The following is a 16,115-nucleotide window of genomic DNA, read 5'->3' on the forward strand; positions in this document are numbered from 1 at the left end:
TAATGAAAGACATTTTTATCCAAAGTAATGAAAATCTTGATGATTTTTTTAGTCACATACTACCGGAACTAGCGTTGCGAGAATCACCGCAAGGGCATCCATTACAGCTGATTCAACGGCCCGGTTCTCTGAAAATTTGCCACGGTCCGCTAGAAACAATCATTTACTATCAAGAAAAAGCCCATTTGTTTCGGGCGTTGACCTTGTGGTTGCATGAGGACCGCCCTGTCTATATCCTGGAGGAACACCCTCATTTTGAAGCAATTGGACCAATGATCGATTTGTCCCGCAATGCAGTAATGACCGTTGAAAAACTGCAACGCGTTATTCTATTGACAAGCAAGATGGGGCTTAATCGCCTCATGCTTTATATGGAAGACACTTATGAAATTCCAGAGTATCCTTATTTTGGTCATTTACGAGGCCTTTATACACAAGTTGAGTTAAAGAAGCTTGATAGCTATGCGCAATCTATAGGTGTAACTTTGATTCCGGCGATTCAAACATTGGCACACTTAACGAATCCCTTAAAATGGGGATTTGCTAAAAACATTCGGGACACGGAAGATATTTTACTGGTGGGAGAAGAAGAAACGTATACCTTTTTGGAAGCAGCGATCCGTTCGATCCGTTCGTGTTTTACGACGGATCAGCTACACATTGGCATGGATGAAGCACACCAATTGGGGAAAGGAAAATATTTGGTATTGCACGGTTTAAAAGACCGTTTCTCGATTATGGCCGAACATCTGCAGCGGGTAGCTGTGCTTTGTCAAAACGTGGGTTTTAAGCCGATGATGTGGAGCGATATGTTTTTTAGGATCGGTGCACCTACTAGTGATTATTACGATCCAGACGTGTGCTTTCCAACAGAATTGTTTGCTGACCTTCCTGCTGTCAAAATGGTTTACTGGGATTATTACCACCATGATCATGCCTCTTATCAGCGAATGTTTGCGAAACATCGGGAATTAAAACAGCCAATCGTCTTTGCTGGAGGTATCTGGACTTGGAACGGTTTGGCGCCGAACTATGGCAAAAGTTTCGCCACCATGCGTCATGCCTTGCAAGCCGCCAAAGAAAACGATGTTCAGGAAGTCTATGCCACACTTTGGGGCGACGACGGAGCTGAAACACCGTTGATTGCTGCGCTACTAGGTTTACAATATTTCAGTGAAGCGCAGTTTGGAAACGACCTTTCGTTAGAGAATTTAACTAAAAAATTTCAGTTCTTTCACCAATCAATAGCCAGCGATTTTTTACTGCTTGATCGCTTTGATCAAACTGCAGGTGTACCAGAAAACAATCCTCACGGAGAAAACCCCAGCAAGCTGCTGCTCTACCAAGACTTGCTGTATGGTTTGTATCAGGAAAACTTAACCGATCTTTCTTTAGCATCCCACTATCAAGCATTGGCTCAAGAGTTGGCCGCTGTGAAAGCAACACGGGACACACAAACGATGTTTGCCTTTTATCAGCAGCTGGCTGATGTTTTGGCACAAAAAGCTTGTATTACCGACCAAATCACCAGTGCCTATAAAAGCAAGGACTTCACGGAATTGCGCCAAGCAGTCGATGAGCTCAGTGTCTATAAATCCGCCTTGCAATCCCTTTATGAAGCCCATCGTCAAGTCTGGTTTGACTGGAATCGACCTTTCGGTTTTGAGAGTATCGATCTGCGCTACGGCGCCTTGCTGATGCGCTGCGACACGACACTCTGGCGGCTTACTGCCTTCTTGGACGGGGAGCTCGATACTTTGGAAGAATTGACTCAACCGTCCTTACCAATGGTGACCCCTTTCAGCGGCAACACTTCTGTGGGTCGCAATTTATTTCATGGAATCTATAGTGCGGGGAAAATTTCTGATGTTTAAAAGAAGGAGTGAGAAATTATGAAAACATCCTTGCTGCGCCGAACCATCCTCGTGAGTTTGCTGGCTGTTGTTAGCCTATTCTTTCTCTATTTTCTAACAACCGATTCTTCTGCTCCAGTTCATGCCCAACCTTCAGAAAAACTGGAGATGACAGGTAATATTACAAATCAAGCAGCGGCGGAGGCTTGTTTGGCAGTGCTGAAAGAAAATTTACAAGCAGCCTCTGACCAAGACGCGACAGCTTATGCCGCCACGCTCGTGGCAGCGGCGCGAGCAGAGACGACCCAAGAATTGGCTGCTTTTTTTGCAGAAGAACAGCTGCAGCACACGCTGCTTTCTTTTGAAGTCGTTAAACAAGAGACAGAATCCATGCTGGTCGCGGCGCAACAGAAAACGATCAGCCCAAAAGATTCTTCCTACCGTGATCACATCACAGAGGCTTACCATACTTTCGTTAAGGAAGCAGATGGCTGGAAAATTCAAGAAACAGTCATGATGAATACAGAATTTCTTTAAGTGAGTGAAAAAGGAGTGATTTTTAATGAGAACGTATAGGAATTGGCCTGCCAACTACCCTGACCCAAACTGGTTTCTCCATGATCGGTTTGGCTTATTCATCCATTTCGGCCTATTCAGTATTGGCGCTCGACACGAATGGTTTATGACGACAGAAAAAATTGAACCTACCACCTATCGCGAGAACTATTTTTCTCAGTTTGATCCTGATCTTTTCAACGCGGAGGAATGGGCTCAAACCGCAAAGAAGGCCGGTTTTCAATACATGGTCTTCACGACGAAACATCATGAAGGCTTTGCCCTTTGGGACACCGCGCTCAGCGACTACAAAGTAACCAACACCCCATTCAAGCGAGACCTCTTAGCAGAACTGCTGCCGGCATTTCGCAAGGTCGGCATTAAGGTCGGACTGTATCATTCGCTGATCGATTGGTATCATCCAGATTTCACGCCCGACGGCCTGCATCCGCAACGAGAGACTATTCAAGCCCGTCAAACCAATGACCAGCGGGACATGCGCCGTTATCAAGATTTTTTGGCTGGTCAAGTCACCGAACTATTGACCAATTATGGGACCATTGATTATATGTGGTTTGATTTTCCATATAGTCATAGAGATTGGGGCTGGTCAAAAGGCAAAGGTGCCGCCGATTGGGATAGCGAACGGATCGAAAAAATTTGTCGAAACCTGCAACCGAACATGCTGCTGAATGACCGTTTGGATTTGGGCCGCGGGATTACCACCCCTGAGCAATTCCAACCAGACAAACCATTAGAAGCGGATGGATTGCCTTTAATATGGGAAGCGTGCCAAACGATGTACGAAACGTGGGGCTATGATCGTGATGCTCAGCACTGGAAATCCAGTGAAATGATGACCAAAATGCTGATTGACACAGTAGCAAAAGATGGGAACTTTCTCTTAAATATCGGCCCGACTGCTCGTGGAGAAATCAACTTACCAACTCGCAGCCATTTAGAAGCCATCGGTTCATGGATGCATTATCATCAGCAAGCGATTATCGGCTGTGGTGCCAGCTCTTTTCAACCGCCTATTGACAGTCGCTACACCCAAAACGGGATTAAACTTTACTTGCACCTCTTCTCCTACCCCTACAAATCCTTGCATCTTCCGGGGCTTGCAGGATGCGTGAAGCATATCCGTTTCTTACATGATGGCTCCGAGTTGTTTTATCGAGGATTTGATCCCGAGGAAGTTCTCACTTCAACGGAAGCCATCATCAACAAAGAGGACCTTGTTCTCAGCTTACCCGTCTGCCCACCAGATGTGTTGGTACCAGTGGTCGAAATCACTTTAAGAGAAACGTAAGCGCCTATTGCACTGTGCTAAATGAATATTTTTATTGATACAAAAACACTGTCCTTACTTTCTTTACAAAAAAATGACTAGAAACTGATCGTTTCTAGTCATTTTTTATGGCTATTTTTTCAAGAACTCCCCAAATTCGCTTATACGAAAGTAGCAAACTAGTTTGTTGAACAGGTGATGAGAATATGCAAACAAGCTGTGTGTTTTCTCCTTCCTTAAAGGTACTTACCACGGGAGGGTCAAAGTTTCTTGGACAAATAAAGAACAAGATCGTCATTGTTACAACAAGGCGCATTCATCGCACAATTCTGATTATTGAACCAAACACCAGATCCATCTGGAATATAGCCTTGTTTTACATACAGTCTCTGGGCCGATCCATAACCAGTGTGTAAACCTACCCCCAAAGTCACCACGGCAGCTATTTCTCGTGACTTTTCTTCGGCTGCTTTTAAAAGCTGACTGCCTACCCCTTGTTTTTGATAGGATTCAAAAACATTAAAATCCGCAATTTCTGGATACAAGCCTTTAAATGGCCCGTGCTTTGCTAGAGGGACCAAAGTCAAATACCCGGCAGTTTTGTTGTTTATTTTGGCAAGCAAAACGTATCTCTCCCCCGCTTCTTACTCATTTAAATACTCCATCAAGAGCTGCTGGCGAGAAGGCCACCCTTGCTTTAAAAACATTTGATCCATTTCAAGAATATCTTTTCTCTTCAACGGTTGAATATCTATGATCACTTATTTGCTCCATTTCTCCCCTCACTCGGAGTTACGTTCATTTTATCAAAAATACTATTGGCTGTTGTTTCACTTGTCGCTAAACTTATTCAGCATAAAGAAAGCAACAGTGATCGTTAGCGATGCGCCCTTTCACCCAATTCCTCTAACAATCAGCTGAATGTCGCTTCCCACCCATCATAAAGCTTTTGAAATGTCTCTTTTGGTCGGTTTGGCTCATTATAAACTTTTTGGCTAATGGCCGCTTGGAGCCAAAAAAACGCTTGGATCACTTCACGGCTAGTCTGAGCCTCAGGTACATCCGCCCAGACGGATAAGGCGATCGCCTGTGTTTGGGCAAGCTGTTCCTGTGCAACTTGTTGTCCATTGGCAAACGTCGTCAACTGGAATTCATTGCTGATTTTTTCGTAAGTTGGATAGGTATACCCTGCCGCTTCTCCTAAGACATAATAGAAAAAATTATCATTGTGATTGATCATGGTATAGCCCTTTTCAAAAAAGACATCCACCGGCGCCATATTTTGGTTCCAACGGGTCCAATAGGAGATTTGGCAATTCTCCGTCAACGTTGTCTGCTCTTGGCGATTCAAGCGGTAAAAACCATCATTCCAGACCCGCACAACAAAGCCGAGACTTTCAACAAAGACCGCCAGCTCATTGACATAATCAATAAAGACTTCGATTCCGCTGGCTTTTTCCCCATAGCGCTCGCGGGCTGCTTCGATCATTTGTGGAAAGTTTTCTAACTGGTCAAAATCAATAAACTCATCGGCCCCGATGTGAAAATAAGTGCTGTCTTCAAACAGTTGCGCATATTCCCGATAAACTTCCTGAATAAAGGCTACCGCTTCTGAATCCAAAATGTTCAGTGCTCGATCATCACGCGTGCCATCGGCTGTCGGTAATTGCCACTCGGGTTTTTGAGCCAATACTTGCCGCAAATGACCAGGAGAATCAAAATCAGGGATGATGGCAATTTCATGGTTTTGGGCATACGCAATCAATTCACGAATCTCCTGCTTGGTCAAATATTCTTCCGAAACAATTTCTGGAAATTGCTGGGATTCAATCCGAAAGCCTTCGTTTTCCGAAAAATGAAGTTGCAGATGCGTGAATTGGAAGCAAGCCATGCTGCGGATGATTGCTTTCAAATCAGCTAGCGAATAGAATTTGCGCCCGATATCGATCATCAGACAGCGTTCTTTAAGCGCTGCTAGATAGCTTTTCTGTGCTAATTGACCCGTCGCCTGATCTCGGCCATATTTGGTTAACGCGTAAAAGGCATGTTCTGGCGAGGACACACTGATTGTTTGGTTTTCAAATCGAAAATCAGCATCCAGCTGCGGATCGACCACTATTTTCGGTAACGGATCTTTCGCCGACTGCCAACCTATTTCCTCAAAAAAGACGGCTGCTCGTTGCTGAGCTTCTGTTAAATCAACTTGTTTGTTCATCTCATTTCCCCTCATACTTTCAATAATTTCTCATTTTTTGGTTCATTTCACGGTATTGCCCTGGTGTCACACCTACTATTTTTCGGAACTTTCTCGTATAATTGGAAACATCATAATACCCATTGTTGCGAATAATTTCTTTGATCGGCAAATCTGTTTCAATCAGTTCCTCTTTGATTTTTTTCAGCCGTAGTTCTTGAATATATTTGGAGAAGGTTTTGCCGCTTTCTTTTTTTACAAAACGGCTGACATAAGAAACAGAAACACCAACCTCTTCTGCCACCGATTCCAAGGAGAGCTGTGAGGAATGGTAATTTTCTTGGATAAAACTGAAGATTTTCTCATTCATTTCCGACTCATCATCCAGCGGCTGTTTCTGCACCTTCGTGCAAATCTGCTGGGCAATCGTTAACAGGGCAGACTGCAATTGATTCAAGCTGTTGAAATCAGCACTTTCAGAAGCGGTATGCAGTACTTCTGCCCCCACCAATTCACCGCCGACTTGTGCGATCGTATTCAACAAGTAGTAACCATACATTTTTTGGACACGCGGCGAAGTCTGTTTACTCTCGCCTTCTTCGATCAACCGCTGGATCGTTTCACTGGCAATCTCAATATTTCCTTGATTCAAGGCTTGGATCAATTTTAATTTTTGATTGTCTGGATAATTGATTGGCAAATGATTGGTCTCTTTGGAAAGCTCCGCATAGTAGCTGATTTGTTTCCCTTGACTTCCTTGATTTTCCAGTGCCGCCAATCCTTCGATATACGATTCATTAATAGCCGTTAGTTGATCCACCGTCATACCGACACCCATTGTGGGTGTTAGGGAGATCGCATGGGTTATTTTTTCCGCAATGGCATCCACAATTTCTTTTTGTTCTTTGCCATCAACAAACCCTACGGTCAACGCTAGCATTTCTTTGGATAAAATTTCCGTCGCATATGCCGTATAATCTGCCTCTTTGATTTCCTCGATATAATCGATCAGAAATTTTTTATCTCCTTGCTTGGCTTTGGAATCCACAGTTTTCGTATCAATGGCGATCACAAAGTAGTTTGACTTAGGAAAGCAGACATGAACTGCTTCCAAAAGCAGACCCAATTCTTGCTCGGACCGAAAACGTCCGCTCATTAATTTGCGCAACACTTGCTCTCTGGCATGAGGTGTTTGCAGGCGGACTTCCTGATGCAGTTCTTGGTGCTCAACCAAAAATGCCGCCAAGGTATTATGGACATCATCCATCGAATGAAGGGTCATTTTGGGGTCCCGATGAAACTCCTGAACTAGATTTTCGATTTTGCGAATCGGCCGATAACTGCGTAAACCAAGCATCACGACTGCGGTGATCCCCGTAAACAATATGGCAATAAATACTAGGACGAACTGCTCTTGGACACGGTTGACTGAAGCCAATGCTTGATTCGGATTGGCGACAGCTACGACCGAAATATTCAATTCTTTGTTGGCAATCGCTTGAACAAAATACGTCGATTGTTCAAACCGCATTCGTCCTGTTTGAATGCCTTTTTTCATGCGTTCGGGATGATTTAAAAAGCGCGCTAACTCATCATTGGTGGTACTGGCTAATAACTGGTACTCATCATTGATAATATAGGTGTTACTGATCCCATCGTTATTGCTAAGATCAAGAATTCTCTTCAAATTGTTCTCTTTGATTTCATAGATCGCTGAGCCATAGACAGTCATCTCTTCACTTTGAATGGGAACGATATAAAAAAAGCGGGAATAGCGCTGTTCCTCACCGGCGCCTTCTAATGTCAACAATGTAGGCGCTGAGGAATCCAATTGTGCGGCTAACTGTTCCTGGCCCATTTCATTTTTCGGCAGTACTTTTTTCAAAAATGTGTCAAAAGAGAATGATCCGACGGTTGAATACAAGGTTGCTGGGGACTCTTTATAATATAAATAGACTTCTTCGACTAAGTCGTTGGTGATTTTGTATGTTTGCATGGCCTCTCTTGCTTCTTTGGTCAAGTAAGGATGCTGCAAATATGTCAATGAGACAACATGATCATTGGTCATTTTTTGCGTCAGATAATTCAATTGAATAAACGTATTTTCTAAAGAATATTTCAACTGAATCAATTGGTTTCTAGCGGTCAGCATCACCTGTTCATTGATACTTTTGACAGAGGTATCATACCAAATCCATGACACGGCTAAAAAAGGCACTAAAAACACGATTAAATAAGAGCTGATGGCACGAATGATTCCCCTAAATAGTTTTTGACGATTCAGTTCCGTGTACTTTCCCATTTGCATCACCTATTCTCTGTTATTTCGAAAGCTCAAAAACGCTTTCATTTATCGGTACTTATTTAGGAGAAAAGAATGTATGATACTCTAATAAAATACGCTTTATTTCAATAAAAAACAATGCTTTTTTACAAGTCAGCTATCAGGCTTGTATATTCTTAACCAGTTATAACAAGCCCCCAACAAATTAGATTCATTGCCGAAACGACAGGCACAAATTTTTGGCACGATAACCGTACTGGGAATCTGCTCAGCAATCATAGCTAATCGTGCGTTTACATGTGGGATCAAGAAACGGCTCGCACTGATTCCACCGCCAATCAAGATGATTTCCGGATCAATCATATATTGCAGGCTATAGCAAGCTGCCGCCAGCTTATCGACAAAATCAGCTACTACTGGCAGACATCGCGGATCTTGTTCTTGAACCAGTGTATCAATACGCTGACCATTGATTGTTGGGTCTCCGATGCGTTTTGCTGTTTTCTCTACTAAGGTTCTGGTTGACCCTGCGATGCTCCAAAGTTCCCAATCCTTCCTTTCGGTCGGAAAAAGCATATACCCAAACTCTCCTGCTAGTAAGTGTTTGCCGCGAACCAGTTGATGATCGATCATCAAGCCACCGCCAACGGATGTACCTAGAACAATTGTCGCAAAGGACGCACAATTTTGAGCGTGACCCAACCACTTTTCTGCCAATAACGCACAGTTGCCATCATTTTCGGCAGCCACTGGACATTGGTATGTACTGCGCAAATGCTTAACCAGTCTTTTACCAAATCCTTCATATAAAGGGGATGTCATCCCGATTTCTTGGCTTCGGGGATCAACCAGTCCCGTTGAGCTAATAGCAATGCCATCAAATGCTGCTGCATAACATGCATCGATCTGTCGACATATACGTTGCGTGACTGTGGAATATTCCTTGTTCATGGGAAATTGAGTCAATTGTTTACGTTCCCCCTGACTATTCACTAACCCACATTTAATAGCAGTACCGCCAATATCAATTGCTAAAATCCACATTTTGTTGACCTCACAAGGTTTTCTTTTGTCTTAGATTCAGTATACGCAACCGATGTTTTTCTCGACCATATGTATTTCTTGCAGCAATGTGTCAAATCCTTTAAAGCATTGAAAAAGCGCGAAATAGAAGATTTTTGGCATTTAAAAAGAGGACCATTAAAAAGCCAGCGATAACTTCGTAACTTATTTTTCTAGCACTTGAAAGAGCTGATGTCCCCCTCAACTTCACAAGAATTTGCCTCATTCAAAGCAAAAAAACGACCTCATTGGATGTAGTTAACTGAGAAACTAAAAAAGGAAGCCGTTGCATCTCTTTTTCTAATGGGATAAGCGATGTGGGTAAAAACAAAAAAATCGATCACACATAAGGCATCAGCCCATGCGTGATCGGTATTCGATTTAATCATTGATTTTTAGAAATAGATTGAAAACTTTCTAAGAACATATTGGCAAATTCTTGGTAGCAAACAGAACATAAATGCGTAGTAAGAACACTTCATTTTTTTCTCTGACTTATCATTGTTCCTTTGATTCATAAAACCTCAAAAAACTTGTTTGCTCTTTCAAAACAGTTCCTGTTCCAAATAATCCACCAACGGAACCAAGTACTTTTTATCCGTCCAATCACAATCCTGTCCATTGGCTTCCATGAGCGCCTTCGTCTGTGGGTCATAGGTGTGTGGCTCTTTTTTAGCGGACGCTTTTCTTAACATTTTCACTAAGGTTCGATCAAAAAAGGTCATTTTGCTTTCCTGCCATTGCCCTCTTCCGTAAAAAAGGGGAATGTCCTTTAGCGGACCCGTGAGATTCTGTTCTCTGAGTTTTTTCACCACATCTTCTTCAGAAGCAGAGGCTCCCGCACAAAAGATAAGTATCTCTTTGTCTTTTAGCTGGTTGCTATTCTTTTTTAAAAAGGACAGTCCAGCAATGCCGGAAGCATAGATTCCCCCACAGAAGATAATTGTGTCATAATCCATTACTTCAGCTATTTTCGCTTTTGGAGTTTCTACGCTAGAAAAACCTGTTGCTTCTTGAAGCCAGTGAACATACTTTTTGACAGCGCCGTATTTCGATTGGTAAACAATAATGCCGTTTTTCATTGGGGAACTCCTCCCTGCAGTTAGGACTGCGACTTATTTTTCTGTGGAATCTATTGCCTGTTTCAAAAACATTTCGTACGCTTTTTCCTGTTGTGCATAGATTTCATCTAGTGGAATACCGGGTGTCGTTACTGAGAAAATCGTGCCGATTCCGATGGTGTAAATCAGCATATGCAAGTGTAGCTGTTTGGCGGTTTCTATGCTAATGTTCAAATCGGCGGCAATCCTTTTTGCTACTTGAGGATTCGTTTCCAACTGATACAGCTCTTCTAATGAAGAAACATTCGCTCTTTTTTGTAAGACAAAAATTCTCAAAATATGGGGTTCTTCTTTCGCCAGTTGCACATACGCATGTCCGGTACTACGAAACAAATCACGCTTGTCAATATGGGCTGCTAAATACTCTTGTAAAAATTGCCGTGCTCTCTGTTCTACCTCGGTCCGCAGCCCCTCCATATTGGTGCAGTAACTATAAATGGGTTGGACTGAACAGCCTAACTTCTCAGCAATGTTCTTGACAATCACTTGCTCCATACCGCCTTTTCGTGCAATCTCAAAAGCAGCATCAACCACCATTTCCTTTGTTATTCGTTGTTTTGGCATCCATCATACTCCTATATCTTAGTTATATAAATAATTTATATAACTCGATTATATTCTTTTGTTCCTTCGAAGTCAATTGAGCTCAAGACAATATCCCTCGCTCTTTCTATTGAATAAATAGCTGTCGATTTCTCACAAATCACCGTTCATAGGTTGTAGATCATCCGTTACTTCCCAATGATTGCTGACTCTTTTATCTGTACAAAAAAGATACAGCCCACAGAAAAAGGCTGTACCGTTGATAATACGTATGGACTCTTTTACATTCGAAGTTGCTAGACTTCGGGTGTCTCCTCTGATGGTGCTTCGGGGATCGGTTCTTCGTCTTCATACAAGGAGGAAACCCGCGTATACCATTCAAATACATGGGTAATGATCACCTTGGCAGCTGCATAGACAGGAATCCCTAAAATGACCCCAACAAGGCCAAATAGTTTTCCTGAAGTCAAGAGGACTAAAAGAATCGTGACAGGATGGATCGACAATTCGTTTCCTAAAACTAACGGTGAGATCAAGCGTCCTTCAATGGTCTGCTCAATGACAAAGACGATCAGGACTTGGATCAGCAATACCGGCCCACCAACAATTCCTAAAAAGACCGCTGGAATCATGGCCAAAAAAGATCCTAAATAAGGGATCAAATTTAAAAAGCCAGCTGCAATGCCTAGTGTGATGGCATAATCTAAGCCAATAATACTAAAGCCGATCATAAACATCACTGCGACCGCAAACGCCACTGTCAGCTGTCCCCGAATATAGGAGGATACCTGGTCATTCATTTCTTTTAAAACGATCAGTGACGGCTGGCGCATTTTGGTTGGTAAAAATTTGACAAAATAAGGGGCTAGTTTGCGGCCATCTTTCAGTAGGTAGAACAAAATAAACGGCATGGTAATGACCGCTAAAACGATCGTCGCAACAGCCCCGAAGAAACTACCTAGATTTTGAATCGTGCTGCGGGAAAGGTTTTGGACGATATCCGTCAGAGAAGAAATCAACTTCTCATTGGAAGCTTCGATCTGCTCTTGGACTTGCGAGAAGATTGGATCAGACAAGATTTCATTTACCTTATTCTCAATAATCGTCAAGTAGCCTGGCAAATTATCCGCAAAACTCATGGATTGCTCTTGAATCTTAGGGATGATCACCACCACACCCCAGACGATCAGACCAACCACTAAAATAAAGAGACCGAAAATACTGTAGATTCGCTTGATCCCTTTGCGTTCTAAGTAGTCAACAGTTGGATTCATCAAGTAATATAAAATGCCCGCCAAAATGATTGGCAATCCGACGATAGCCAAAAATTGCCAGACAGGTTCAAACAAATACGACACTTTCGTAAAGAGCAGCAAAATCAAGAGAATCAATAAAATGACCAGCAAGCTGGTCACTGCTTGATTGTTTAAAAACCATTTCCAAAACCAGGAATGCGGCTTTTTCTGCGTTTCTTTCATGACATTCTTTGCCTCCTAGTTGTACGTCACTTGCATGCCGACTTCGAGGTTCGGCAAAACAGTTGGCGTTAAATAAATCGCACTTGAAAGCGGATCTTCCGCCGGCTCTTCGTCAAAGACAAAGGTCACATGCTGGATCGTTTGCAGGATTTGGTTAGCCACCGTTCCTACATATTGGACTTGATAGGTCTGATCACCAAAAGTGATCTGATCCCCTTTTTTGACGACTAACGCTTGCGAATCAGGAATCGTTTGAATGACTGAATATTCTCGCAGTGTGTCGGTCGCTTCTTCCCCAAAGAAGATGATCATTCTTTCTTGTGAATCGATCGCTTGTGGACCAATTTCTTTGATCGTCCCTTTTTTCATATGACAAACTCCCCTTTCTATCTTCTCGTTTATTATAACATAAAGAGTTTTTCTGCCCGCCCAAAACCGCATTCTATGGTAGAATTAAAGAGGAATGAAACTATTAGGAGGTTTTTTTATGTTGCAAACGATTTATTTAGGTACGTACACTCGTCGCGAAAGTAAAGGGATCTATTCGATCGCTTTAGATACGGAAAAAGGAACACTGACCGATTTGACCTTATGTGCGGAAGAAAAAAGTCCGACTTATCTTGCCCGCAGTAAAAAAGAAGCAGTTTACAGCGTCACAGAAGTAGCTGGCAACGGCGGCGCCGCTGCTTATACTCCAGACTTTACCTTGCTGAATACCGCAACGGAAGAAGGCGCACCCCTTTGCTATGTAGCAGTTGATGAAAACCGTCAGCTTTTATATGGTGCCAACTACCACAAAGGTGAAGTGAATGTTTATAAAATTCTAGAAGATGGCAGCATCGAAGCAACAGACAGCATCTACCATGATGAACCCGTCGGCTCTCATGAAAACCAAGACAAACCTCATGTCCATTATACTGACTTAACACCAGACCAACGTTTAGCAGTTTGTGACCTTGGAACGGACCGGGTCTATACTTATGATATTTCAGAAGATGGCAAACTGACAGAAGTTGCCGTTTATGTGGCAGAAGACGGAACTGGTCCACGTCACTTGGTCTTCCATCCAAATAACCAATACGCTTACTTAGTGGGCGAATTAGACAGCTCATTGACTGTTTTACGCTACAATCAAGCAGATGGCAGTTTTGAGAAAATCCAAAAAGTGCCAACGATCCCTGCGGACTTTACGGATTTCAACAGTGGCGCTGCGGTACGTATCTCGAACGATGGACGTTTTGTTTACAGCTCAAATCGCGGCCATAATTCAATCGCTGTTTTTGAAGTAACCGATGAAGGCGCTGGTCTGGCTTTTGTTCAATCAATCTCAACAGAAGGCGACTTCCCTCGCGATTTCGATTTGGACCCGACAAACGATTATCTGGTTTGTGCCAACCAAAATTCTGATAACCTAACGTTATACAAACGCGATGAAGCCACTGGCAAATTGACTGTCTTAGAAAAAGACATCTACGCACCAGAATGTGTCTGCGTCTTATTCAAAAAATAAAGTTTTGGAGGATTCCCCCATGTTTGATAAAACACCAAAGGAACTTGTGCTCAAAGATTTTTCTAATATCTACAATAAATGTCAGTCAACCTTTGAACTAGTGACGAGCCGCAAGTACAATGAATCATTGGTCCTATTAACGACTGCGGAAACGTATGCGATCGCTGAAAAAGCCTATATTCGCTGCGATACTGCCAAAGAGCTGCAAACAGCGGAAGTCATTGCTTTCTTTGATGCTTTTGAGATCTATTATTTTGAATTAAAACAAGTCCTTTTTCATGATGACGATGACTTTGTTTCTTTAAAAAATCGTTTAGAAAAAATGAAAGACACTTACGAAGCATTGACAGCCTCATTTCATTTGTTATGATGAAATCAAATCAAAAGTGAAAAAGGTGACGTTATGAACCAAGAACAAGTGTTGGATCGTTTACGAGAAGAATTGGCGATGCCATTTTTCGAAGCAAAACTAGAAGACAAAGACTATTCCGAAGAAGACTATCAACAAGTCAAAGCGGATTTGGTAAAGTACTTTGATGATTATGTACGTAATGTAGAAAATTAAGAAACAGCCTGCGATGATTCCTTCATCGCAGGCTGTTTTGCTATTATAACGTCACTAGAAAGTTTTGATTCGTCGTAGCTTCGATCTGAGGATGCTGTTTTAAATAGTCAGCAATCAGTTCTGTCATATCGACTTGGATCTCACGAACGATTTTTTCGGCAGAAAACATCGCGTAGTTGCCACCGCCCACGGCACGATATTGGTTGATGACGATCTCTAATTCTTGGTCCATCGCAATGGCTTTTTCTTCAAAATCCAAGCGGGTGATTCGTTGACCGACGGGTTGGCTAAGATCGATCGTATACTCGATGCCTTCATACATATCGTAATTATAATATTGCGGTTTTGGCTCAATAAAAGCAGGATTGAACACGATCTGACCGTCAACAACGGCTAAATAATCCGCCGTTTGTTCTAAAGCGGCTTTTAATTCAGCACCTGTTACTTTGACTACAGCTAACGTATTTGGGTAAATATAATTGGTGATCACATCCCGCATCGTGATGGTTGAGCCAAAGCCCTTGCCTTCATTGTTGAAAAGAGCAGTGCCAGAAATTTTGGCGCCGCTGGCAGCCATCTGAACACGATTGATAAATTCAATATAAGGATGCTCTTTCAAGCGTGCCCCCATCGGATCGGTGACTCGCATATCCCCACTGACTTTGCCTAACGGCTGATCTAGCCATGTTTGTAATTCTTCTTCGATGGGTGCTAACAAAGCCAACGTCTCTTGATCTGGGAGAGCATCCGCAACAGGGATCAACGCAGCCGTACTGTTTGTGACATGAACCCCTGTGTGATTTTTTTCAACCGTCAATTCGATGGCGCCGATAAAGCTTCCACGATAACCGGGCTGTACAACGGGAACACCATTGATTTTTGTGGCGATCTCACGATGTTGGTGTCCTGTGAAGAAGGCATCGATTCCTGAGACTTCCTGCAATAATTGATAGCCCTCATTTTCGCCGGTCAATAATTCAGTCGGTTCCCCAGTGACTAAATCACGCTCGAAGCCACCATGATAACTGACAACAACGATATCGGCTTGTTCTCGTAAGTAAGGTACATAGTTTTTCGCTGTCTCAACGATGCTGACAAACTGCATCCCGCGAATCGTCGCAGGCTGTTCCCAGTGAGGAATATACGGCGTCACCATTCCTAAGATCGCGATCTTGACCCCTTCTTTTTCAATGATGGTGTAGGCTTGCCCAAAAAATGGTTCTCCCGCTTCATTTAAAATATTCGCTGCCAGTACTGGTGTTTGGTAGCTGGCGATCGCTTCTTGCAAATAAGGCAGACCGTAGTTGAACTCATGATTGCCTAAGACATGAACATCAACGTCTAGGTGGTTGACGACAGCGGTCAATGCGGCAACGGAATGCTGGCTCTTGGCGATGTAATAGCTTAAGGGCGAGCCTTGGATAAAGTCGCCATTTTCGATCGTTACGACCGGCCCGGAGGCTGCTTGACGTAGCTCTTTCATTTTGGTGGCAACTTTTGCCACGCCGAATCCTTGTTCCGTATCATCGGCAAAATTGGTTGGATAGACATAGCCATGCATATCGCTCGTTTCTAAAAACGTGATTTTCATTCAAAAGACTCCTTTTCCCCTCAATAGACCAAAAGGGCATGCGCATAAGTCGAAACCCTTCGAAAGCC

Annotated in this window: 14 protein-coding genes and 1 pseudogene; 6 read left to right on the plus strand and 9 right to left on the minus strand. The window is 42.9% G+C overall.

The annotated features are described in order from the left end of the window. Nucleotides 1-2: 2 nt before the first annotated feature. The 3 genes from IGI84_RS13365 to IGI84_RS13375 are packed head-to-tail and all read left to right on the plus strand — an operon-like array spanning nt 3 to nt 3,720. Nucleotides 3-1,874, plus strand: coding sequence for a beta-N-acetylhexosaminidase (locus IGI84_RS13365; RefSeq protein WP_220426484.1), 1,872 nt, complete (start codon nt 3-5; stop codon nt 1,872-1,874). Nucleotides 1,875-1,892: 18 nt separating this feature from the next. Next, on the plus strand, nt 1,893-2,390 hold the full coding sequence (locus IGI84_RS13370; protein ID WP_430600446.1) for a hypothetical protein: 498 nt from the start codon (nt 1,893-1,895) through the stop codon (nt 2,388-2,390). A 25-nt stretch (nt 2,391-2,415) separates the two neighbouring features. Further along, nucleotides 2,416-3,720, plus strand: coding sequence for an alpha-L-fucosidase (locus IGI84_RS13375; RefSeq protein ID WP_430600447.1), 1,305 nt, complete (start codon nt 2,416-2,418; stop codon nt 3,718-3,720). A 239-nt stretch (nt 3,721-3,959) separates the two neighbouring features. Here IGI84_RS13375 and IGI84_RS13380 read toward each other — a convergent pair. The 8 genes and pseudogenes from IGI84_RS13380 to IGI84_RS13415 all read right to left on the minus strand — a co-directional run bounded on the left by IGI84_RS13380 (nt 3,960) and on the right by IGI84_RS13415 (nt 12,750). Further along, nucleotides 3,960-4,460, minus strand: a pseudogene (locus IGI84_RS13380) (GNAT family N-acetyltransferase). Between the two features lie 152 nt (nt 4,461-4,612). After that, nucleotides 4,613-5,914, minus strand: a complete 1,302-nt coding sequence (locus IGI84_RS13385; RefSeq protein WP_430600448.1) for a family 20 glycosylhydrolase — start codon at nt 5,912-5,914, stop codon at nt 4,613-4,615. 19 nt (nt 5,915-5,933) lie between these two features. Then, nucleotides 5,934-8,201, minus strand: a complete 2,268-nt coding sequence (locus tag IGI84_RS13390; protein ID WP_194195214.1) for a helix-turn-helix domain-containing protein — start codon at nt 8,199-8,201, stop codon at nt 5,934-5,936. Nucleotides 8,202-8,330: 129 nt separating this feature from the next. Beyond that, the gene (locus IGI84_RS13395; protein WP_086291657.1) at nt 8,331-9,221 is read right to left on the minus strand and encodes an ROK family protein; all 891 of its coding nucleotides are present in this window, start codon (nt 9,219-9,221) and stop codon (nt 8,331-8,333) included. A 563-nt stretch (nt 9,222-9,784) separates the two neighbouring features. Next, on the minus strand, nt 9,785-10,321 hold the full coding sequence (locus IGI84_RS13400; protein WP_220426485.1) for a flavodoxin domain-containing protein: 537 nt from the start codon (nt 10,319-10,321) through the stop codon (nt 9,785-9,787). Nucleotides 10,322-10,354: 33 nt separating this feature from the next. Then, nucleotides 10,355-10,924 carry a TetR/AcrR family transcriptional regulator gene (locus tag IGI84_RS13405; RefSeq protein ID WP_220426486.1) on the minus strand — a complete coding sequence of 190 codons (570 nt, stop codon included), beginning with the start codon at nt 10,922-10,924 and terminating at the stop codon, nt 10,355-10,357. Between the two features lie 275 nt (nt 10,925-11,199). Next, nucleotides 11,200-12,381 carry an AI-2E family transporter gene (locus IGI84_RS13410; RefSeq protein ID WP_077452243.1) on the minus strand — a complete coding sequence of 394 codons (1,182 nt, stop codon included), beginning with the start codon at nt 12,379-12,381 and terminating at the stop codon, nt 11,200-11,202. A gap of 15 nt (nt 12,382-12,396) precedes the next feature. Beyond that, nucleotides 12,397-12,750: a PTS glucitol/sorbitol transporter subunit IIA gene (locus IGI84_RS13415; protein ID WP_086291653.1), complete on the minus strand. Its 354-nt coding sequence runs from the start codon at nt 12,748-12,750 to the stop codon at nt 12,397-12,399. Between the two features lie 118 nt (nt 12,751-12,868). On the opposite strand from IGI84_RS13415, the gene IGI84_RS13420 reads away from it, so the two are divergent. From IGI84_RS13420 to IGI84_RS13430, 3 genes are read left to right on the plus strand one after another with little or no spacing between them, the layout of a single operon-like run. Further along, nucleotides 12,869-13,891 carry a lactonase family protein gene (locus tag IGI84_RS13420; protein ID WP_034878296.1) on the plus strand — a complete coding sequence of 341 codons (1,023 nt, stop codon included), beginning with the start codon at nt 12,869-12,871 and terminating at the stop codon, nt 13,889-13,891. A gap of 19 nt (nt 13,892-13,910) precedes the next feature. Beyond that, on the plus strand, nt 13,911-14,261 hold the full coding sequence (locus IGI84_RS13425) for a hypothetical protein (protein ID WP_005233740.1): 351 nt from the start codon (nt 13,911-13,913) through the stop codon (nt 14,259-14,261). Between the two features lie 33 nt (nt 14,262-14,294). Further along, nucleotides 14,295-14,456, plus strand: coding sequence for a hypothetical protein (locus IGI84_RS13430; protein WP_005233739.1), 162 nt, complete (start codon nt 14,295-14,297; stop codon nt 14,454-14,456). Nucleotides 14,457-14,499: 43 nt separating this feature from the next. On the opposite strand, the gene IGI84_RS13435 is transcribed toward IGI84_RS13430, so the two are convergent. Beyond that, nucleotides 14,500-16,047 (minus strand): bifunctional metallophosphatase/5'-nucleotidase, encoded by a 1,548-nt coding sequence (locus tag IGI84_RS13435; RefSeq protein ID WP_220426488.1) that lies wholly within the window; start codon nt 16,045-16,047, stop codon nt 14,500-14,502. Nucleotides 16,048-16,115 lie beyond the last annotated feature (68 nt).

This window comes from Enterococcus sp. DIV0008 (assembly GCF_050542615.1).
Lineage (GTDB): Bacteria > Bacillota > Bacilli > Lactobacillales > Enterococcaceae > Enterococcus_D > Enterococcus_D innesii.

Excerpts from the sequence above, each read along its gene's own strand:
- IGI84_RS13420 (WP_034878296.1), top strand. The coding sequence starts at position 12,869 with ATGTTGCAAACGATTTATTTAGGTACGTACACTCGTCGCGAAAGTAAA.
- IGI84_RS13425 (WP_005233740.1), top strand. The coding sequence starts at position 13,911 with ATGTTTGATAAAACACCAAAGGAACTTGTGCTCAAAGATTTTTCTAAT.
- IGI84_RS13370 (WP_430600446.1), top strand. The coding sequence starts at position 1,893 with ATGAAAACATCCTTGCTGCGCCGAACCATCCTCGTGAGTTTGCTGGCT.
- IGI84_RS13390 (WP_194195214.1), bottom strand. The coding sequence starts at position 8,201 with ATGCAAATGGGAAAGTACACGGAACTGAATCGTCAAAAACTATTTAGG.
- IGI84_RS13395 (WP_086291657.1), bottom strand. The coding sequence starts at position 9,221 with ATGTGGATTTTAGCAATTGATATTGGCGGTACTGCTATTAAATGTGGG.
- IGI84_RS13385 (WP_430600448.1), bottom strand. The coding sequence starts at position 5,914 with ATGAACAAACAAGTTGATTTAACAGAAGCTCAGCAACGAGCAGCCGTC.
- IGI84_RS13435 (WP_220426488.1), bottom strand. The coding sequence starts at position 16,047 with ATGAAAATCACGTTTTTAGAAACGAGCGATATGCATGGCTATGTCTAT.
- IGI84_RS13410 (WP_077452243.1), bottom strand. The coding sequence starts at position 12,381 with ATGAAAGAAACGCAGAAAAAGCCGCATTCCTGGTTTTGGAAATGGTTT.
- IGI84_RS13365 (WP_220426484.1), top strand. The coding sequence starts at position 3 with ATGAAAGACATTTTTATCCAAAGTAATGAAAATCTTGATGATTTTTTT.
- IGI84_RS13415 (WP_086291653.1), bottom strand. The coding sequence starts at position 12,750 with ATGAAAAAAGGGACGATCAAAGAAATTGGTCCACAAGCGATCGATTCA.
- IGI84_RS13375 (WP_430600447.1), top strand. The coding sequence starts at position 2,416 with ATGAGAACGTATAGGAATTGGCCTGCCAACTACCCTGACCCAAACTGG.
- IGI84_RS13400 (WP_220426485.1), bottom strand. The coding sequence starts at position 10,321 with ATGAAAAACGGCATTATTGTTTACCAATCGAAATACGGCGCTGTCAAA.
- IGI84_RS13430 (WP_005233739.1), top strand. The coding sequence starts at position 14,295 with ATGAACCAAGAACAAGTGTTGGATCGTTTACGAGAAGAATTGGCGATG.
- IGI84_RS13405 (WP_220426486.1), bottom strand. The coding sequence starts at position 10,924 with ATGCCAAAACAACGAATAACAAAGGAAATGGTGGTTGATGCTGCTTTT.